The sequence below is a fragment of the Pseudomonas qingdaonensis genome, from assembly GCF_018398475.1.
GTDB classification, from domain to species: domain Bacteria; phylum Pseudomonadota; class Gammaproteobacteria; order Pseudomonadales; family Pseudomonadaceae; genus Aquipseudomonas; species Aquipseudomonas palmensis.
Genome location: NZ_CP074676.1, coordinates 3113692 through 3133964 on the forward strand (window position 1 = coordinate 3113692; position 20273 = coordinate 3133964).

A 20273-nucleotide genomic window follows, 5' to 3' on the forward strand; every position below is an offset into this window, starting at 1 on the left:
TTGCCTGATGGAACGCTAGAGAGAGGCGCCGTCGCACGGCTGCCGGGCCTGCGCGCAGACTTCCCAGCCACCACCCAGCGCCTTGTAGATGCCCACAACCGCCAGCCGTTGTCGGGTACGTGCAGCGGTCAGGGCGCGTCGGCTGGCGTAATCGGCGCGCTCGGCCTCAAGCACATCCAGGTAAACGCCCTCGCCCTCCGAGAACCGCGCCCGGGCAAGCCGCGCCGCCTCGCCGTTGGCCGCCGATTCGAGCAATCGCAGCCTCAGGGTATTGCTCGCAGCCCCGTGGGCCTTGAAGGCATCATCGGTTTCCTGCAACGCGCGCAATACCGTCTGGTCGTACACGATCAACGCCTCCCTGGCGCGTGCCTCGCTGGCGGCAATGCGGGCACGCACATGCCCGGTGTCCAGCAGCGACCAGCGAATCATCGGGCCGATAAAGCTCGACAGCGCGCCCGCGCCACTCATCCCGTCGAGGCTTCCGGTGACCACACCGATGGAGCCCTGCACCTGCACCTCGGGATAGAGGCCCGCCGTCTCGACCCCGATTTGCGCCGTGGCGGCCGCAAGGGCGCGTTCTGCGGCGGCAATGTCGGAGCGTCTCCAGAGTAACGCCGTGGGCTCACCGACGGCGATCGTGCGCAGGGCCAGCGCCTGATCCCCAGGCTCGGCGGCCGGTGGTGTGAACCGCTGCGGCGGCTCGCCCAGCAGGATCGCCAGGGCGTTGACCGAGGCATCACGCCGACGCTCCAGCTCGGGCACGCTCACCTCGACCGAGCGCAACAGGGCCTCGGCGCGCAGCCGGTCGAACTCGGTGGCCGCCCCGGCGTTCACCTGGCGTTCGACCATGCTCAGGCTGTCGCGCTGGCTTTGGCGGGTATCGGCCGCAACCGCCAACTCGGCCTCGATGCCCCGCAGCTCGAACCAGGTGGCCGCCACCTCGGCCGCCACACTCGCCTGCACCCCGCGCAGCAACGCCTCGCGCGAACCGGCCTGGGCGCGTGCGGCCTCCACCGAGCGGCGCACGCGGCCGAACAGGTCGATTTCCCAGGACGCATCGACCGCCCCCCGATAGGTTTCGTTCTGCCGCGACTGGCCAGCCGGTGTCTGCACTTCGCTCCAGCGGCGGTTCTCGTAGCTGAGCGCAGGGCCGCCACGCGGGAGGAAACCCTGGCGGCTTTCGCGCAACATCGCCCTGGCTTCTTCGAGCCGCACGGCAGCAATCGCGATGTCATGGTTGGCGGCAAGCGCCCGCTGCACCAGCCCGGTCAACGCGGGCTCGTCAAAGGCACCCCACCACCGGGCCTCGACGCTGCCGGGGCCAAGCCCGGCAGGCAGCTCATCGAAGCGCGCGGGAAGCTGCGTTGCCGGCAGCGACGGCGCAACGTAGTCGGGGCCCACTGCAGCACACCCGGCCAGCAGCATGAGGGTGGCCAGGGGCGCCAGAACAGCTCGATAGCAACGGCTCATGAACGGCGCTCCTCCAGGGGCTTGGCTGTGGGCGTGTGCCGCTCGAAGCGGGCCGCCAGGCCACGGATCACCACATAGAAAACCGGGGTCAGGAACAGGCCGAACAGCGTCACCCCGAGCATGCCGGCAAACACCGCCACCCCCATGGCCTGGCGCATCTCGGCACCTGCGCCGCTGGCAAGCACCAGCGGCACGACGCCAGCGACGAAGGCCAGGGACGTCATCACGATCGGGCGCAGGCGCAACCGGCATGCCTCCACAACCGCCTCCAGCACACTCGCCCCCCGCGCTTCCAGGGTGCGGGCGAACTCGACGATGAGGATCGCATTCTTGGCGGCCAGGCCCACCAGCACGATCAGCCCGATCTGCACGAACACGTTGTTGTCGCCCTCCATCAGCCACACCCCGATGATCGCGCTCAACAGGCACATCGGCACAATCAGCAGCACCGCCAGGGGCAGCAGCCAGCTGTTGTACTGCGCCGCCAGAATCAGGTAGGCCAGCAACACGCACAGCGGGAAGATGAACAGCGCCGAATCGCCGGCCAGCTTCTGCTGGTAGGTCAGGTCCGTCCATTCGAAGGTCATGCCTTCAGGCAGCATGGCCCCGGCCAGACGCTCCATCAGCGCAACCGCCTGCCCTGAACTCACGCCCGGCATTGCGCCCCCCGAAATGTCCGCCGAGGGGTAGCCGTTGTAGTGAATCACCCGGTCCGGGCCGGAGCTTGGCGTAACGCTGACAAACGCCGACAACGGCAGCATGGCCCCGGCCGCATTGCGCACCTGCAGGCGGCCGATGGCTTCGGCCTGCATGCGGTGGTCCGTGTCGGCCTGCGCCGTGACCTTGTAGGTGCGGCCAAAGCGGTTGAAGTCGTTGACGTACAGCGAACCCAGGTACACCTGCAGTGCCTCGAACACATCGGTCAGGCGCACGCCCTGGCTCTTGACCTGGGCCCGGTCGATGACCACGTCGAGCTGCGGTGCATTGATATCGAGGCTGGTCATCAGCCCGGCCAACTGCCCCGACTCGGTGGCCTTCATCATCAGGATGCGGGTGTGCTGCACCAGGGCCTCCAGCCCCGCGCCGCTGCGGTCCTCGACTTGCATCTTGAAGCCGCCGGTGGCACCCAGGCCGGGCACCGGGGGTGGCGGGAACACCCCAAGAAAACCATCGGGAATACCCGCGAACCTGGCCTGCAGACGCCCGGCGATGGCGGTTGCAGCCAGGTCCGGCGAGGCACGCTCCTTGAACGGGTCGAGCATGATGAACATCACCGCGGCGTTGGGCACGTTGACGAAACCGTTGATCGAAAGCCCCGGGAACGCCACCACGCTTTCGACGCCCGGCTCGGCCAGGGCCAATTGCGACATCTGCCTGGCCACCGCTTCGGTGCGGTCCAGCGACGACGCGTTGGGCAACTGGGCGATAGCCACCAGGTAATACTTGTCCTGCATCGGCACAAAGCCCGGTGGCACGGCATTGAAGCCGAACGCGGTCAACCCCAGCAGGCCGACGTACACCACAAGCACCAGGCCGCTGAGCCGGGCCACCTTGCGCACCGTGTTGCCATAGGCCTGCGGTGCACGCTGGAACGGCCGGCCAAGGGTGCCGAGCAACCGCCGGGCACGCCCGCGCAGGCTGCGGGGGTCGGGCGTAATGCCGTGCTGGCGTGGCTGCAGCAGCAACCCGGCGAGTGCGGGGCTGAGGGTCAGCGAATTGACCGCCGACAGAATCGTCGAGATGGCAATGGTGAGCGCGAACTGGCGATAGAACTCGCCCTGCAGGCCGCTGAGGAACGCCGTGGGGATGAACACCGCAGCCAGCACCGAGGTGATCGCGATGATGGGCCCGGTCACCTCGTCCATGGCAAGCCTGGCGGCCTGGGCCGGCGCCTCGCCGTTCTCGATATGACGCTCGACGTTCTCCACCACCACGATGGCATCGTCCACCACGATCCCGATCGACAGCACCAGGCCGAACAACGACAGGGTGTTGAGCGAAAAGCCCATCAGGTGCATGACCGCAAAGGTGCCCACCAGCGACACCGGCACCGCCATCAGCGGGATGAGCGACGCACGCCAGTTGTGCAGAAACAGCACCACCACGATCACCACCAGCATGATCGCCTCCAGCAAGGTGATGGCCACCGACTCCAGCGAGGCCTGCACGAACACCGTGGGGTCATAGGCAATGCGCGAGGTGAGCCCCGCCGGGAAGTTCGCCTCCAGCCGCTGCATGGTTTCGCGCACCGCCTTGGCAACGTCCAGGGCATTGGCGCCCGGGCTCTGGATGATCTGCAGCGCAACTGCCGGTTCGCCATCGAGCAGGCTGCGTAGTGCGTAAGAGTCGGCGCCCATCTCGATACGGGCCACATCGCGCAGGCGCGTGACCTGACCGTCGTCGCCGGTGCGAATGATGATGTCGCCAAACTGCTGTTCATCGGTCAGCCGCCCCAGGGTGTTCACGGTTACCTGGAACGCGGCGGTGGCGTTGGGCGCCTGGCCGACCGACCCCGCTGCCACCTGCACGTTCTGCTCGCGCACCGCTTCGATCACCTCGCCTGCGGTGAGCCCGCGCGCGGCGATCAGGTCCGGGTCGAGCCACAGCCGCATGCTGTACTCCCCGGCGCCCCACACCAGCACATCGCTGATGCCGGGCAGGCGCGACAGTTCATCGCGCACCTGAAGGTAGGCGTAGTTCGACATGTAGAGCGGGTCGTAGCGTTTGTCGGGAGACAGCAGGTGAACCACCATCAGCATGTCCGGCGAGGTCTTCTGGGTGACCACGCCCTGGTGCTGCACCTCTGCCGGCAGGCGCGGCAGAACCCGCGAAACGCGGTTCTGCACCTGGATCTGCGCAATATCGGCATTGGTGCCCTGGGCGAAAGTGATGGTCAGTACCATCCGGCCATCGGTGGCAGACTGCGACGCCATGTACAGCATGCCCTCGACCCCGGTAATCGCCTGCTCCAGTGGCGCGGCCACGGTTTGTGCGATTACCTGGGGGTTGGCCCCCGGATAGGACGCCGTCACCTGCACGGTCGGCGGCGTGACCGCCGGGTACTCGCTCAGCGGTAGCTGGAAGAAGGCGACGATGCCGGCAATCATCATCAGTATCGAGAGGACGATGGCAAAAATGGGACGATCGATGAAGAAGCGCGGGAATGTCATTGCGCCGCCCCCAGGGTTTGCTGCGCCTTGACGGGCGAACCCTCGATCGAGGTGGGCTGCGGCGTAACCTGCATGTCTGGGCGCACCAGGCCCTTGACCACGATGCGCTCGCCGGGCTGCAGGCCTTTTTCGATCACGCGCAAGCCCTCCACCATCGGGCCGAGTTCGACCGGGCGGTACTGGGTCTTGTCGTCCTTGCCCACTACCAGTACGTAGCGGCTGCCCTGGTCGGTCGAAATCGATTGGTCCGAGATCAGCACCCTGGCCTGTGGCATGCCGGTCTCAAGCTTCACCTTGGCAAACAAACCGGGCGTCAGCTGCCCGTCGGGGTTGTCGACCACCGCGCGAACACGCAGCGTGCCGGTGTTGCGATCGGCGGCGTTGGCCAGAAAATCGACGCGGCCGGGCCGCGCGTACTGCTTGTCGGTGGCCAGCGCCACGCTCACCTTCGCCGCCTGCGCGCCCGCGCCAGGGCGGCTTGACGCGAGCGAGCGCAGGTACGTGCGCTCGTCCACATCGAAGTACACATGCAGGGGGTCGACAGAGACGATGGTGGTCAGTGGCGTCACCCCATTGGTGACGTAGTTGCCTTCGGTGACCAGGGTTTGCCCTACACGCCCACTGATCGGTGCAGTGACCCGTGTGAAGCTCAGGTCGAGCTTTGCAGCGTCCAGCGCGGCCTTTGCGGCATCGACCTGGGCCTGGCCCGCATCGAGCGCCGCAATCGCGCTGTCGAGCCGGTCCCGCGCAACGACCTTTTGCGCATACAGTTGCCGGGCTCGGGCATGGTCTGCCTGGGCCAGCAGCCACGCCGCCCGGGCCTCCTGCAGGCGTGCGGTGGCGGCGTCGAGCGCGGCCTGGAAGGGCCGCGGATCGATGACAAAGAGCTGGCTGCCCTTCTCTACCATGCGGCCCTCGGGCACGCTCACCGCCTGAATATAGCCGGCCACCCGCGGGCGCAGTTCGACCCGCTTGATCGCGGTCAGCGACCCGGTGAATTCGGCATGGGGCGTTACCGGGCGCACGATCACCTCGGCTACCGGAACACTGGGAGGCTTGGCGGGTTCAGTCGCGGGTGCCGTCTCCTTGCACCCGACGCTGGTGAGCGCGACGCTTAGCGCCGCAGTGAAAAGGGTTACGCGTTTGACGTTCATCACATGGCCTTTCGCACGAGTGTCGACCTGCTTTGCGGGGGCAAAGCAACGTTCGCGTACTTATCCGACTTGCCACGTCTGGAAGGTCAAGGGTTTTCTGACATTGGCCATACCCTGGCGTCAGAGCCACACAATCCGGTCCTTGCCCATGCTCTTGGCCACGTACAGGGCACGATCGGCCCGTTTCAAGGTGTCCTCGTAAGCGTGGTCCTCGGGCAGCATGGCCGTTGCGCCAATGCTCACGGTGACCACCGTGTCGCCTGCCCAATAGCGGCTCAGCTCTTTGCGAAAGCGCTCATGCAGACGCTCGGCAAGCTGCAGCGCCTGCTCTCGCTCGGTATTGGGCAGGCCCACCACAAACTCGTCGCCACCCAGGCGGCAGGCGAAATCCGTTGCGCGCAGCGCGCAACGACAGATCTCGGCCACCGCCTGGATGATCTGATCGCCGGCGTGGTGCCCCTGGGTATCATTGATTTTCTTGAGGTTGTCCAGATCGAACAGGAACACCGACGTCGGCACGCGATAGCGTGTCAGGGACTCGTGGTGCAGTTTCAGGTCATGTTCGAGCTTTCTGCGGTTGAACAGACCGGTGAGCTGGTCGGTATCGCTCAGTTCCCTGAGCCTGACTTCCAGTGTGTGCCGTTCGGAGATATTGCTGGCGACCCACAGCACGACCTCCTCTTCGTCCACCCTGAAGTTCAGGGCCTGGATGCGCCCCTCGAACCAGATGGGGTCCTTGGGGCCCTCATCGGGCAGGCCCTTTACGTCCCTGTTGCTCAGCTCGTACTCGGCGACCAGCAGGTTTCCCGTGGCCAGTGCCCGGGCAATCTGCTCCAGAAACCAGTTCGCCTTGTCGGCATTGATCAGGTCTGAAATATACAGGCCGATCAGGCCGGACCCATCGTGGTAATAACGCGCGTCGCGGCCACCAAACACCGCAACGTACTTGCCACTGCGCGACAGAATGAAGGCAGGGTCGGGCAGCGCATCAAGAATCAGGGCCATCTGTGCGGTGTCGATCATGAAGCACTTCTTCTGTGCCGATTGATGAATGGCGTAACGGTAGCCAACAATACCATTACGCCATCATCCGCAACATGGGCCTTGCGGATGCCACCAACGCCGCACGGCGCTTGCGACAGAACCGTTATCGCGTGTGCTGTGCCAAGCGTTTCCGGCCCCCTGCCCTACGTACAGACCCTAGATCGACACCAACACATCGCACTGCGATTCGCTCAGCACGTGCTTGGTGACGCTGCCCACCAGCAGCTCTTCCAGCGCGCTTTCGCCCTGCTTGCCGACCACGATCAGGTCGCAGTCCAGCTCCTGCTCGGTTTCCACGATCCGCCAGGCTGCGTCGCCGTGTGCAATGATCTGCCGAGCATTGGGCAGGCCGGCGGCTTCGCTCAGGGCCGCAAGTTGCTCCACGGCATCCTTCTTGATGGCGTTGCGGTAGTGCGTGAGGGTGTCCTGGTCGATGTAGGCAAAGCGCATGCTGCCCTCGAAGGGCGCTTCGAACGCGTGCATCAGAATGATTTCGGCTTGCGGGGCCACGGCTTTTGCCAGCTCGATGGCACGCAGCGACGAAGGCGAAAAATCAACCGGCACCAGCACGCGGCGGTACGCCTCGCGCGGGGCCTGTTTGACCACCAGCATCGGGCAGTGCATGCGGCTCAGCATGCGCTGCACGGTGGAACCCAGCAGGCGGCGCGCCAGGTTCTGCCCCTTGGCCCCGCATACCAGCAGGTTGGTGTGTTTGTCTTGCACCACACGGGTGATTTCGGTAGCCACCGAACCGGGCGCGACCTGTGTGCCAGCGGAGATGGCGTAGCGGTGGAACAGCATGGCAGCCACTGCACGCAGGTTTTCGCCGGCACTTTCCAGCACGCGATTCAACAGGTTGTCATCGGGTACCACAACCTGCTTGAGGCGCTCGTAAGGCGCGGGGTTGGCAACGTAGAGCAGGTCCAGCGCGGCATGCTGCGCCTGGCTCAGGAGTGCGGCCCGCTCTGCTGCGTTGCGCGCAGAAGTGGACAAATCGGTGGCAACCAGTACGTGCTTCAACGGGCTCATGTGGGGCTCCTTATGCAATGTGGCGCATGCGGATCGAGGCGTTGGCCTGCTGTCGATCCGCTCCTTTCGTGCCGCCATGGTCTCCCGAACCCCATAGGCAGCAGCTTGATTTGCGTCAACCTCAAGGCCAGGCATCTGGCTGCGGCAACAAACTGCAACATGTGGGCAGGGTTCATCAGTGTGCTGCCTGGTTTGTCCTGAACTTGGGAGGGAGGCAAAAACCCGGCAGAGCCGGATGGATGCTTTAAGATCGTGCAGTGTTGAAGGCAGCTGACATCGTTCAGCTTTCGACGCGCTCAACACTCAACAGCAATGAGCCAAGGGGAGAACAACATGGCAGTGGATAAAGCTTGCCCGGTGGTGCTGCGCAGCCGTGAAACGTTGGAGGTTCTGGCGTTCGCGCATCCGTTGGCGGGCCTGCAGTTGGTCAAGGGAAGTGTGGAGCCAGGTGAGCCGAGTGAAGACGCTGCTGTACGAGAACTGTTCGAGGAAGCCGGAATTCAAGGCACGGTGGGACGAAATCTTGGCGTGTGGCGCGCTGAGGTAACCGGGCATGTGTGGGCATTTCATGAGTGTCACGTCACCCACGAGCTTCCCGACACCTGGGTTCAATTTACCCAGGATGACGGAGGGCACGCGTTCAGGTTTTTCTGGCATCCACTCCATAGCGAGCCATCCGACGCATGGCACCCACTCTACAAGGATGCATTGAGCTTCCTTCGACTTGGCCTCACTGAAGCACCCGTGCCCGGCTAGGCGCCATGTCGGCTATTGGCCGAGCACAAACGGGCGGTAGACACGCTGATGGCAAAGTAAACAACGTCAACTACGCTGCTCGCAGTTGCCGCGTAATAGCCGGATCGAGTCCATCTTGTGGCGCCCTGCTACTTCAAACGTCGGCACCTTGGGAGGATTGATGAGTTGCTTACCCCGTCACGGCAGAGTCTCCTGCTCGCGTTGCCACACCGAGAGTGCGCCAGCATTCGATGTAGCCACTCGCACCGAGGGCGAGTGGCGTATTACGGCAAACCCGCTGGCATGGGGCAGTACTACGCCAGAGGTGGTTGTGCTGGGCTTCTCCAAGGGCCCCACTCAGGCTGGGGCACTTGCCAGCACACCTCACGACGACATCGCCTACAAGGGCAGTCGTCTCAATGTGGGCAAGATTCTGGCCCACGTGGGCCTTATCCCCGCCGCCCCGCCTGACAGGCTCAAGCAACAGGTGGACCGCCTTATTGCGGACAACGACGGGCGCTTTCATTTCGCATCGCTCATCCGTTGCACCGTAGAGCGCCACGACCGCAAGGCTGGTACCTGGAAAGGATCAGGCGGCGGGATGCTGGACAAGTTCATTGCCAGCCCGTTCGGCAAGTCGGTGGCCAGCAACTGTACAACGGCCTTTCTTCGCGACCTGCCGCAAGAGACCCGACTGATCGTGATGTTCGGCCTGGGCACGGGGATGAACTATGTCGCGTCTGCCTACGCGCTGTTGCGCCATGCCCGCCCCGGCGCATGGAAGATGATCAACGCCGTGGCCTACACAGACGGCAGAATCACCGTGGTGCATGTCGAGCACTTTGCGGCGCAAGGCGCCTTGATCCCCAACTGGCTTGGGGAAAGGGATCACCCGAGAAGCAGGCTTGGCCTGCTCTCGAAAGCGGCTGTTCAAGCATCAGGGGTCGGCAACTTCAGCGGGGGGAATGGGCATGGCTGATCAACCGGTGCTGGCGGGCAAACACTTCCAGGCGATTCTGGCAAGCGCGCCGCTGAACCAGGCGACGTTTCTTTGCCAGGGTTCGAGCAGCATGCTGTTCGAGCACGGTACCAGGCTCTATCGCCTCACGCTCGAAGGTTGCGGCCACAATTTTCTTGCCCGGCAGTGGGCCCAGGGCAACCGTAATGTCGTCGAGGTCATTCACGACTATGGCGCCGTGGGGCCCTCTGACGCTTCATTCAGGGGAAGCGAAAACGAGTTCTACTGGCTGGCCGAAGTGGAAAGGTTGATAAGCGTGGATGAGGCCAGCGAGCCGTTACTTGCCAGCCTGCTGTCGGGGTTGCTCGACGACAATGATGATCTGCCGGCCAACGCCGTGCTTGCTGAACAGTGCCTGGCCTTGGCCGGTGAGCATCCCGCGCTGGCAGGGGTGTTGATCACACTCGCCAGGGCGGCGGAATTTGCGCAGCGCCATGAATGTGACGTGGATGCCAAGCTCGACAACCTGATGCGCCGCCCCGCTACCGGGGAGCTGGTGTGGACTGACCCGCTGGGCGGGTGTTTCTATGCGCCGTAGATCAGCAATGAAGTGCTGATTTGGGCTATCGAATCTCAGCGATCTGCAAGGCCGCACACGCGGCCCCATCAAGATTGACGTCAGCCCATGCGCCGGGCTGCTAGCAAGGCTGAACCGCCATTCGGTTACTGACCTTGCGCCCCAGCACCAGCACCGTGACAAACCCGCAGCCCACCAGTGCCGTGGCCAGGCTCAGCAGCACCGAGCTGCCCATCTGGTCGACGATGCGCCCGCCAAAGAAAGACCCCAGCGCAATGATCACCTGAAACAAAGCCACGAACAGCGGCATGCCGCGCTCGACATCCTTGGGCGCCACCACGAACATCCAGATGCTGGCGCAGGCCGGAAAGGCACCGAAGGCAAAGCCCCACAGCGCGATCAGCATCACCGCACCGGTCATGCCGGTGGCGAAGTAAGGGAACAGCGCCGTGCTGACGGCAATCATCAGCGCCACCAGCATCAGCGTGTAACGCACGCTGCGGTTGGCGGCAAACCCGGCGAAGACATTCCCCAGCACCCCGGCCACGCCATACAGCAACAGCAGCGAGCCAATGGTCGGCCCATCGAAGCCGGCGCTTTGCTTGAAGAACGGTGCCACATAGGTGTACGCGGCAAAGTGCGCCAGGCCGATCAGCAACACCGCAATCAGGCCGACCCGGGCTTGCGGATTGATGAACAGTGCCGGCAGGTCACTGATGCGAATGGCCTTGTCGGGGTTGAGCCGCGGCAGCAGGAACACCTGGGCCAGCAGCACCGGTACACCCACCAGCGCGGTCACCAGGAAGGTCATGCGCCAGCCCATCAGGCCGCTGAGCCAGGTGCCGACGGGCACGCCCAGCACGGTGGCCAGGGTCACACCCACCATGATGATCGAGGTGGCCTGGGCTACCCCCACACCCTTGGGGGCCAGGCGGCCGCTGAGGGCGATGGCCGTGGCCCAGAACCCGCCGATGCTCACCCCCAGCAGCACACGGCCGAACAGCAGCAGGCTGAAGTCGGTGGCGTAGGCCACCACCGCATTGGCGATGATCATGATCAGGGTCAGGCCGATCAGCAGGTAGCGCCGGTCCATCGCGCCGATGCCCACCGACAGCAAGGGCGCGGCGAGTGCGGCCATGATGCCGGGCAGCGTCACCATCAGGCCGGCATGACCGGCACTGATGCCCAGGTCGCTGGCGACATCGTTGAGTACGCCCACCGGCAGAAATTCGCTGGTCACCAGGGCAAAGGCGCCCACCGCGACCGAGAGAATCGCCAGCCACTGCTGTTTGACGCTCTGTTGATTGTGTTCGGGAAGGCCGCTAGGGGCCTGGCTTGCGCTTGGCATGGTGCTGGGTTCCATGGGGGAAATGACGCCTTGAGCAGGCGCGGGAAGCGGGGAAAAATCGAAGGCGATTATACAAGCGGGTGTTGCAGCGCCGACAGGCGGGCCCTTTGATAGTAATCATCAGCGCTATCGATGAAAGGCCCGTAGTAGAGCAACTGCTGCAGGCCCATGCAAGCTTGGCCCAGCTTGCCGGGCATGCCAAGCCCCGGTACCTGACGCAACATCCGCCAAGGCCCTGCCCAGCGCCTCAAATAATTTGAACCGCCTCTGGGCGAACTCGCCTAATGATCAGCATGTGGATGATCCCACAGGCAACGTGCCAATACCGGCAAGCGCTATCAGAGGTGGTCAACGTGGCTAAGGACGAGAAGAAAAGCAAAGACGGGTCTTCAAAAGCCAGCAAGGATTTGAAAGACAAGAAGTCATCATCGGCAAAGAAATCAGCTGCGGCATCGGCTCTTTCCAAAGCCTCTGAAAAGAAAGAAAAGAAAGACAAGAAAAAAGATGCCGAACCCAAGAAATCTGCAAAAAAATCGGACAGCAAGCCCGAGAAGGCCAAGAAGTCGGACAAGGCAGATAAACCTGCGAAAAAGAAAAAGTGACTGCTGCTGTTGGCTAGGGCTTCATGCCCTAGCCTTCTCATGCTGAGTTACGCTGCGGGTCAACCGTGTTCCGCTGCCAGCATTGCCCTGAACTGAGTGACAGCCTCTGCAGACAGCCCGGCGCCTTCGAACACGGCGCAGGTGAAGCTGACGGGCGCAGGGCCTGGGGCAGTAATGATGCGGTCTGCAATCACCGCAACCGGGCTGTTTCTATAGTGTGCTCGCCCTTCATACCCTGCGGCGTTCTGTTGCAGGAAGCCCGCGCTGTTCGAGGTATGCGCAACCGTGTTCAGAAGCCCGGCCCTCGCAAGCGCCAGTGTTCCCCCGCAGATACCGGCAATGGTCGCCCCACTTGCACGGCTTGCCCGAAGAAAGCCCGAAATATCCGGTGCCAGTTCGCCTTCCCAGGCCGTGCCGCCAATAACGACTACAACGTCCGGCTTCCAATCAAGGCAGTCCTGCAGCGTGCTGTCGACCCTTGCAGCCAGCCCGCCCTGCGAGCTTAGCTGCCCGGCAACTGGGGTGAAAAATCGGGTGTCTATTCCATAAAACGGGGATGCGGTCCCGGCAATAAAGGCATATTCCCAGTCCGCAAAACCGGGTGTCAGTATCAAACCTATCCGTGCCATCAGTCAGAACTCTCCCTATTTCGCGAGACCATAAAGGGGCAGCCCGCAGATTTCAAGGATCGCTTTCGTTGCGCAGGCACAGGCCCCTACAACGATTCAAGAAACGCCCGAATCGCCGCCCGTTCCTTCGCCCCCAGCGTTACATAGCGCTGCCGGGCCACTTGCGCTTCACCGCCATGCCACACGATGGCTTCCTCCAGCGTGCGCGCTCGGCCGTCGTGCAGGTAGCCACTGCCGGGGTTGATCCGCTCACCCAACCCAAGCCCCCACAGCGCAGGGGTGCGCCACTCGCGGCCGTTGGCGAGAAAGTCCTCACGGCCATCGGCCAACCCCTCGCCCATGTCGTGCAACAACAAATCGGTGTACGGCGCGATCCGTTGCTGGCTCAGCGCCGGGTACAGCGGGTGTGTGCCCGTGACCAGTTCGGGCCGGTGACAGGCCGTGCAGCCAATCGCGGCAAACAGTTTTTCACCCTGCACAACCGCAGGCTCGGCCTGCTGCCGGCGCGCAGGCACGGCCAGGTGGGCAAGGTAGAAATGCAGGTCACCAAGCTGCATCGCGTCCAGCTCCGGCTCGCCGCCGTGGGGCGCCTGGGCGCAGGCCTGTTGGGCAGGCGTGCAGTTCTGCTCAGGAGCCAGCGTGGAGGTGATGCCCAGGTCGCCCAGCATGGCGTGGGCGATCTGTTGGCGCAGGTCGGGCTGGTTGGCCTTGAGGCCAAAGCGGCCCACCTCGGCACGCTGTCGCTCCACACTCCACACCTGATTGACGCGCCCGGTCACGCCGTCGGGCTTGGCTTCAGCCGCCATGGCCTGCAGCGTGCTGGCCTCGATGGCCTCCAGCAAACCGAGACCGAATACCGGCGAGCCCACCCGCGCCGAGGTCAACACCCCGTCCAGTGGCCCATAGGCCAGCTCGCGCAGTTCGACACGCGGCATGCGCAGCATCACGGTTTCGCCATCGCCCAGCTGCACCGCGTGCTCCTGCCAGTACACATGGGCCCGCCCTTCCCCCGGCACGCCGGGCACACCTTGGTCGTTGAGCTGGTCGCCATACACAGGATGAGGCTTCGGCCCGCCGTGGGCATCGCGGCCCGGCACGGACAGGCGCAGCAACAGGCTGCGCATCGCCTCCCCCTGCTGCGGCGCCTGGCCACGACCGTTCTTGGGGTGGCAGGCGATGCACGACACCCGGTTGTACAACGGCCCGAGCCCATCCACCGCTTCATCGCGAGACGGTGCGACCACCCACGCCTGCCGGAACAGGCTGCGCCCTCGAAAGAAGCGCTCCAACTGGCCTTCGTCCAGCCCGGCGAAGGGCTGGGCATAGGCTTCACGGTTGACCGCAGTGTGGGTGACATCGGCGCTGGCGAGCGCGCTCACCAGCAAACCGATCGACAGCCCGGCGATGCGCACAACGGTCACTGACCCAGCCCCTCCAGCAACCGCGCCGCCTCTGCCCGCTGCAGCGCGGCCTGGAACTGCCAGGTGATCTCGGTGCGGCCCAGTGCATCCTGGTCGGTTGCCGGCTCGTGGGCCATGCCCTTGTCCTGACGTGCCGCGAACAGGCCCAGCAACGGCTTGGCCTCGGCTTGCCCGGCAGTCAGTGGCGGCGCGGTCAACAACTGACGTATGGCGGCTACGTCATGCCCCGCCGCTTCGGCCGCGTGCAGCCGCGTCCAGAGTTCGTTCAGCGCCTCGTGGGGCAGGCCCAGCCATTGGGTGAACAGCGAACTGATCAGCGCCAGGCGTTCGCGCGAGCTGCCGTTGCCGTAGTCATAGGCGCCGTGCCCCGCGGCAACGAACGGGTCGTGGTACTGCGCGGGCAGCTGCGCATACACACTCGGGCGCACCGGCAGCTTGCGAATGTCGGCATCGGCCAGCAGCGCCTGCCCGGCGTCGGACAACACGTACCGTGCGAACGCCCGGGCACCGGCCGGCGCCTGGGTGCTTGCGGTAATGGCGATGAATGCCGGGTTGAGCCCGCCGTGGGCCGGGTACACGAAGTCCACCGGCTCGCCATTGGCCTTGGCCGAGGCGACGAAGAAGTCGATCGACAAGCCAACCGCTGCCCGCCCGCTGGTGACCTCGTCACTCACCAGCGTACCGCCGCGCGTGACCAGCCGCGCCTGCCCGGCCAGTTCGCTCCACAGGGCCCAGCCGCGCTCCCAGCCATAGGCGCGCAGCACGATATCCAGCAGCACCGGGGCAAACCCGACCCGGCCCGGGTCGGGCAGCGCCACCCGCCCGCGCAAGCGAGCGTCGAGCAGGTCGGGCCAGTCCTTGGGCGTGGGCACGCCCAGCTCGGCCAGCGACGCGGTGTTGATGGCAAAGCCGTAACCTGCCAGCTCGGTCGCCTGGTACAGGTTTTTTTGATCACGCAACGCCAGGCCGCCGATCTGCGCCGGCAGGCCCTCCAGGCTGATACCCAGCGGCTGCCAACTGCCCGCCTTCGCCAGCCGGGTGAAGTTGCCCGGCGACGGCGCCCAGTACACATCCACCCCGCCCTGTCTGGCTTGCAGCAGGTACGGCAAGGCATCGAAGCCTTGGCGCCAGAGGACCTGCAGGCGATACTCCGGGTGGGCCTGGGCAAAGCCATCCTCCACCCGCGTCATCACCTCCTGGGGGTAGCTGGTCATCACCACCACGCTTTGCGGGGCCGCGCTCAGCAGGCCGCTGAACGCCAGCAGCAGGCCCGCCAGCCAGCGGTTACAGCGGCACATTGAATTGCACGAAATATTGACGGCCCATTTCCGGGTAGCCCTCGCTGTACTCGTACAGGCGGTCGAACAGGTTGCGCACGCCGCCCTCGATCAGCACGTCGTTGCTGAAGCGGTAGCCGGTCTTGAGGTTGTACACCGCGTAGCCCGGTGCCATCTGGGTGGCGTCGGAGGTGTTGTAGCGACGCGAGGCCGCCTCCACGCTGGCGGTGTGCTTCCAGGCGTCGAGGTTCCACGAGGCCGAGCCGAACAGGCTGTGGCGCGGGGTGTCGGTGGGGTGCAGGTCGCGGTCGCTGCGGTTCTCGCGGTCGAGGAAGGTGTAGTTGGCTGCCAGCTCCCACTCGCCCAGGTCGCCGTTGATGCCCAGCTCCACCCCCTGGTTGCGCGCCTTGGCGATGTTCTGGAACTGGCCGCAGGGCGCGGCGCAGTTGTCCTGCGCGGGCACAGTGACCTTCTGGATGGAGTCTTCGATATTGGCCACGAACAGCGCCGCGTCCAGCTGCCATTGCGGGGCAACCTGGCCGCTGTAGCCGAACTCGTAGTGCGTGGCGCGTTCGGACTTCAGGTCCGGGCTGGGGATGACCGTACCGAAGCGGGTCGAGTAGCGGTCCTTGATGGTCGCAAAGCGGCTTTTGCGCGCCACGGTGAGGCGCAGTTGGCCGTTGTCATCGGTGCCCAGCAGCGGGTTGGTGTTGGCGAACAGGCCGAGCTGCGCGTTGACCGCGTCGTTGCTGCCGGTGGGTTCGTCGTACAGCACGGCCTGCTTGGGCGAGCTGGCGGTGGTGCCGTAGTTTTCGGCATCCAGGCTCTTGCGGTAGTTGTAGGAAACGCCGCCCACCACGCTGAAAATCTCGTTCAGGCGCAGGGTGTCTTCCAGGGCAATCGACTGGGTCTGGTCGCGAAAGTGGGTTTGCGGGCTGTCGCCATCGCGGGAGCGGTGCACGTCATCCTTGAAGTGGTAGGCGATGCCCAGGCGGTTGTTCTCGGTCATGGCCAGGTCGCCTTCCACCGAGAAGCCGGTGCTCTCGTCGTCGTACTTGCTCGGGAAGCCCTTCTGCAGGTTACCCACCACGCCGTTGCGGTAGGCGAAGCTTTCCAGCGAGTTCTTGAAGGTGTCGTGGTACACGCGGGTTTTCAGAAAGTGCTCGCCAAAGCCGGTTTTGGTGGCGATGAACACACTGGTGTTGTCCGAGCGCGGCCACTCCCACCAGCGTGCGCGCTGGCCGGTCGGCGGCAGCTTGCCGGCATAGGTGGGCTGGCCCTTGCTGCCCTCCTGCTGAACGTAGCCGAGCACGTATTCATCGGTTTCGTTGGGGGTGAAGCCCAGCTTGAAGCTGAACTTGGTGTCGCGGTGGTCGCTGTTCTCGCGCCGGCCGGTGCCTTGCTGGTTGTTGGTGGGTTTGAAGTCGTCGGGCAGCAGGGTGTAGTCGTAATCCACATACGACACCCCGCCCTGCATCCACCACGCGCCCTGGTTGGAACCCACGTTGGCGTAGGTGCGGTAGGCGTTCACGTTGCCGTGATCGGTCAGCTCAAGCCCCCCGCCCACTTCGCCTTCGAATTCCTGCACCGGGCGCCGGGTAACCAGGTTGATCGCCCCGCCCAGGGTGTTGGGGCCGTACAGCAGCGAGGCAAAGCCCTTGTCCACCTGAATGCGCGACAGGTCGTAGGTGGTGAAGCGGCCCAGGTCGATGTTGCCGTCGTAGGGCACGTAGGTGGGGATGCCGTCGATATACACCGGCACCTGCAGGCGATCGAAGCCGCGCACGAACACCACCTGCTCGGCGCGACCGCCGATATAGCCCAGGTTGACGCCGGGGGCCAGGGTGAGCGCGCTGGCGACGGTTTCGCGGTCGTGCAGGCGGATGTCCTTCAGGTCGATGACCGAGCCGCCGGTGGACAGGGTTTCGTCCTGGGGCGCGGAGATCTGGATTTCGCCGAGGGTGAAGGTGTTTTTCTGCTCCGCGAGGGCGGATTCAGCGCCCAGGGCTGCGACGGCAACCAGCAGGGCGTGCGGTGTTAGCGGCTTCATTGCTGCTCCTGTGTCGGCCTTGACGTAGGCGGCGCTCGGGCGACGTTGTGTATTATTTTATATAGCGACCGACGGTTTTTCTGGTCACGACCTCCCCAGGAGGTGATCAGCCGGTGGTTGCTATAGGGGGGAAAGCGGGATGGCACAGGGCCAAACGGCAGGAATGCTAGCGTTGTTCACAGGACGTTACAACGCTGTACACAAAAATATATAGCGAATTGACCAACCCAGAAGCGGGGCTTCTAGCGGCTTTGCGCTCGATGGCAAGGTGTCAGCGGAGTGCCGGCAAGCGCATCGAACCCCCTACCCTCCAGGCGCGCTACATCGTCTGTCGAGGGATGGCATAAATACGTACAAGTTCCTCGTTGCAGGCGTGGTCAAAGAACCTGCTCTCTAGAAAAACGAAGCTCTCAACGAAGCCGCAGGTCGTGAACAGCTGCTTGACCTTGGTCATTTCCATTGAGTCCGTTTCAGGTTGATTCTTGATAAGCGTTTGGCGAAGTGCGCTGGCTGCGGTACTTGGGTATATGAAGAGTTGGGGCACCAACGTGGAGCCACCGCTGGCATCGAAGCGTGTGAAGGTGATGGCAGTCAGCTCTAACTGCCTTTGATTGCTGCGGGCGAGTGCACGTACGGTATTCAATACGAAAACAGCAAGCCCCAACAGAAAATCCGAGATGTCTTTTTTCTCAAGTTTCCTTTGTAATTTTTTTAATCTGCTGTCCCGTGAAATGATGGGGTATTCTTCAAAATCGTCGAACGCGCCTGCCAGGCAACGCAGATCATTGTAGGCTTCTTTTTTTATTATCTTTGCGTACAACCCGTGTAACTTCATCTATTTGAATCTCAGCATATGTATTTTTAATGTAAAACACCGGGGCGCGGCATTGCATATTCAATCCACGCGAACAACTAATCGGGCTCTGCCCACTAAATCGCCCTACCACGGATCATAGTACCGATACCGGTTGTAATGCAGCCTGGTCTCACGGTTGTGATACTGCCCCGAAACCGTGGCGCATTACCCAGCCCTACCTTCCTCGCCCAAGCCGAGCGCTCTTCATGCACCTCACCCCACGCCTTGTACTGCACCGCCCACGCCACCTCACCCTTGTTGTCAGTCAGTTCCTTCGTCGGGCCCAGGTGGTCGCACTGGTACCACGCAATCGCATCAAACGCCTGCGGCTGCATGTGCGTTTACCACAACGGGTCCTGGTCTAAGCTGCAGATGCAAATCTACAGGAGCAGTTGCTGGGAATCATCGACACTGGTCGCGCCCTCAAGGACGCGTCTCGAGTGCCCCAAAGAATGCAAGTAATATAGAGTTCTGCTCTCATGACATATACTGCAAGTAAAGCCATCCAAAGACAGGCAATATCTACTTAACAATCAGGATCGAGAGCCGATAGTAACGAAGACCTCTCCATACTCTTCATCATATATACGTCGCGCCACTGCATACTCCGCACCAAATTCTTTAAATATTTTAGAGTTCCAACTTTCAGAAATTATTAGGGCAACTTCCATGGCTTGCTCCGTGGGAAGCTCATCAAAAACCCCCGTTATCTCTAGCAGGTTCATCCAGAACTGAGTCTCATCTAGACTTTTGCTCAAACTCAAGTGACGCTCAAACATCTCAGGATCGAACAGCTCAGCAACAAAAACCTTATCATTCAAAATATTGAAACTTGGCCATAAAAATCTTGCAAAGCAAACAATAAAGTCCGATGCCAGCTCGTGATTCACATAAATTGCCCTTACATAATCAATGCCTGTTACAGCGTGATCCTTATTGGCATTCACAAAAGAAGAGAAGTCAAATGATTTAATACTATCCAAGTTATTCACCTTTGGGATATTCGTCAGGTACTGGATGGCGCACGCGCCATTTATCTATGAATACACGACCGTCTGGCCTAGTATTTCCGTTGCTTCTTTTATGTTCGGCCTAGCAATATTTCCGTGATTTTTCCCGACCCACGGTACTGCTTCCACGTTCCAGTAATGCGCGGTGGATTGCCCACCTCGTCATGGAACCACTGCAGCGTGCTCGCCGCATTGAGCGCCTGGTTCAGCTTGCCATTGTCGGCATAGGCAAAGCGCTCGTTCTGCGACTGGTCACCCTGACTGGCGGTATGCGCGCCAGCCGTCCCATGGGGTCAAGACGCGGGTCATCACAACACTGGCCACCCTACCAACAGGGCATTTCTCGCATATTTTCGATGAACACTAGGCGCCCTTCATCGCCTACTAAGCTTTCTAACTTAGTCAAGAAACCATCCATGTCTTGGGAGATCAAATAAAATGCCCCCCAGCCATGCTCTTGCGCACGTTGAGAAATCCCAAAATATGCGCAAGAAGATAGCAGACTTTCATACAATGGTTCTTCAATCCGGCTGTCATCTTGCAGGAAGTGCGACAACTCAGAAGGCTCTGGCTTTTCAGTGTGCCTATAGCGGGAAAGAATGCTGTATTTTTTCATGGCTAGCACATAACGCTCATGCGAGGCAACTAAACTGCTAAATGCGCCACCTTTATCTTTGAAGAAAAAATTCGGCATGCCTCCCTTGGGGAATACTCCTGGATGATCAACACTGCCTGAGCCGCGTAAGCAGTAACACCCTCCTAACAATTCATCTAAAATACTTTCAGCTACCTGATTCACATCGAACCCCAGCTTACCATTCGGATCACGCGCCATTACAGCAGAAAGCTCATCATTACCATTTGCCGGTAGTGACGATATACGTTCATTCGCGTATTTTTTTAGATACTTAAATTCCGATCTGCAAATCAAAACTTCGAACAT

The 20273-nt window shown here is 62.5% G+C and carries 18 protein-coding genes; 4 read left to right on the plus strand and 14 right to left on the minus strand.

The window, feature by feature from the left end; genetic code table 11:
• Positions 1-15: 15 nt before the first annotated feature.
• The 5 genes from KH389_RS14165 to KH389_RS14185 form a co-directional block, all read right to left on the minus strand.
• Positions 16-1470, minus strand: coding sequence for an efflux transporter outer membrane subunit (locus KH389_RS14165; protein ID WP_213605696.1), 1455 nt, complete (start codon positions 1468-1470; stop codon positions 16-18).
• Positions 1467-4640 carry an efflux RND transporter permease subunit gene (locus tag KH389_RS14170; RefSeq protein WP_213605697.1) on the minus strand — a complete coding sequence of 1058 codons (3174 nt, stop codon included), beginning with the start codon at positions 4638-4640 and terminating at the stop codon, positions 1467-1469. Before KH389_RS14170 ends, KH389_RS14165 begins: the two co-directional genes overlap by 4 nt.
• A complete protein-coding gene (locus KH389_RS14175; protein WP_213605698.1) occupies positions 4637-5794 on the minus strand; it encodes an efflux RND transporter periplasmic adaptor subunit in 1158 nt (385 codons plus the stop codon). Before KH389_RS14175 ends, KH389_RS14170 begins: the two co-directional genes overlap by 4 nt.
• Before the next feature lie 120 nt (positions 5795-5914).
• Positions 5915-6817: a GGDEF domain-containing protein gene (locus KH389_RS14180; RefSeq protein ID WP_054916663.1), complete on the minus strand. Its 903-nt coding sequence runs from the start codon at positions 6815-6817 to the stop codon at positions 5915-5917.
• Between the two features lie 177 nt (positions 6818-6994).
• On the minus strand, positions 6995-7867 hold the full coding sequence (locus KH389_RS14185) for a universal stress protein (RefSeq protein ID WP_043859950.1): 873 nt from the start codon (positions 7865-7867) through the stop codon (positions 6995-6997).
• Positions 7868-8200: 333 nt separating this feature from the next.
• Between KH389_RS14185 and KH389_RS14190 the strand changes: the two genes are divergently transcribed.
• The 3 genes from KH389_RS14190 (at position 8201) to KH389_RS14200 (ending at position 10158) form a co-directional block, all read left to right on the plus strand.
• Entirely contained in the window at positions 8201-8623 is a 423-nt protein-coding gene (locus KH389_RS14190) for an NUDIX hydrolase (protein ID WP_213605699.1), read from the plus strand.
• A gap of 310 nt (positions 8624-8933) precedes the next feature.
• Positions 8934-9581: a hypothetical protein gene (locus KH389_RS14195; protein ID WP_201023423.1), complete on the plus strand. Its 648-nt coding sequence runs from the start codon at positions 8934-8936 to the stop codon at positions 9579-9581.
• Positions 9574-10158, plus strand: a complete 585-nt coding sequence (locus tag KH389_RS14200; protein ID WP_157811410.1) for a hypothetical protein — start codon at positions 9574-9576, stop codon at positions 10156-10158. Before KH389_RS14195 ends, KH389_RS14200 begins: the two co-directional genes overlap by 8 nt.
• Positions 10159-10258: 100 nt before the next feature.
• Here KH389_RS14200 and KH389_RS14205 read toward each other — a convergent pair whose 3' ends face one another.
• Positions 10259-11485, minus strand: a complete 1227-nt coding sequence (locus KH389_RS14205) for an MFS transporter (RefSeq protein ID WP_043859956.1) — start codon at positions 11483-11485, stop codon at positions 10259-10261.
• A gap of 353 nt (positions 11486-11838) precedes the next feature.
• Between KH389_RS14205 and KH389_RS14210 the strand changes: the two genes are divergently transcribed.
• Complete coding sequence (locus KH389_RS14210; RefSeq protein WP_231390615.1) at positions 11839-12087, plus strand: hypothetical protein; 249 nt, start codon at positions 11839-11841, stop codon at positions 12085-12087.
• A 59-nt stretch (positions 12088-12146) separates the two neighbouring features.
• Here KH389_RS14210 and KH389_RS14215 read toward each other — a convergent pair whose 3' ends face one another.
• The 8 genes from KH389_RS14215 to KH389_RS14250 form a co-directional block, all read right to left on the minus strand.
• Positions 12147-12716, minus strand: coding sequence for a DJ-1/PfpI family protein (locus KH389_RS14215; RefSeq protein WP_116054342.1), 570 nt, complete (start codon positions 12714-12716; stop codon positions 12147-12149).
• Between the two features lie 86 nt (positions 12717-12802).
• A complete protein-coding gene (locus KH389_RS14220; RefSeq protein WP_213605700.1) occupies positions 12803-14137 on the minus strand; it encodes a di-heme oxidoreductase family protein in 1335 nt (444 codons plus the stop codon).
• Positions 14134-15435 (minus strand): ABC transporter substrate-binding protein, encoded by a 1302-nt coding sequence (locus KH389_RS14225; protein WP_116054345.1) that lies wholly within the window; start codon positions 15433-15435, stop codon positions 14134-14136. The genes KH389_RS14220 and KH389_RS14225 overlap by 4 nt, the downstream gene beginning before the upstream one ends.
• A complete protein-coding gene (locus tag KH389_RS14230; protein WP_116054348.1) occupies positions 15422-17464 on the minus strand; it encodes a TonB-dependent receptor plug domain-containing protein in 2043 nt (680 codons plus the stop codon). The genes KH389_RS14225 and KH389_RS14230 overlap by 14 nt, the downstream gene beginning before the upstream one ends.
• A 319-nt stretch (positions 17465-17783) precedes the next feature.
• Positions 17784-18299: a hypothetical protein gene (locus KH389_RS14235; protein WP_116054351.1), complete on the minus strand. Its 516-nt coding sequence runs from the start codon at positions 18297-18299 to the stop codon at positions 17784-17786.
• A gap of 95 nt (positions 18300-18394) precedes the next feature.
• Complete coding sequence (locus KH389_RS27790) at positions 18395-18655, minus strand: RHS domain-containing protein (protein ID WP_116054354.1); 261 nt, start codon at positions 18653-18655, stop codon at positions 18395-18397.
• Positions 18656-18853: 198 nt separating this feature from the next.
• Positions 18854-19303: a hypothetical protein gene (locus tag KH389_RS14245; RefSeq protein ID WP_078480297.1), complete on the minus strand. Its 450-nt coding sequence runs from the start codon at positions 19301-19303 to the stop codon at positions 18854-18856.
• A 352-nt stretch (positions 19304-19655) separates the two neighbouring features.
• The gene (locus tag KH389_RS14250; RefSeq protein WP_147303878.1) at positions 19656-20273 is read right to left on the minus strand and encodes a hypothetical protein; all 618 of its coding nucleotides are present in this window, start codon (positions 20271-20273) and stop codon (positions 19656-19658) included.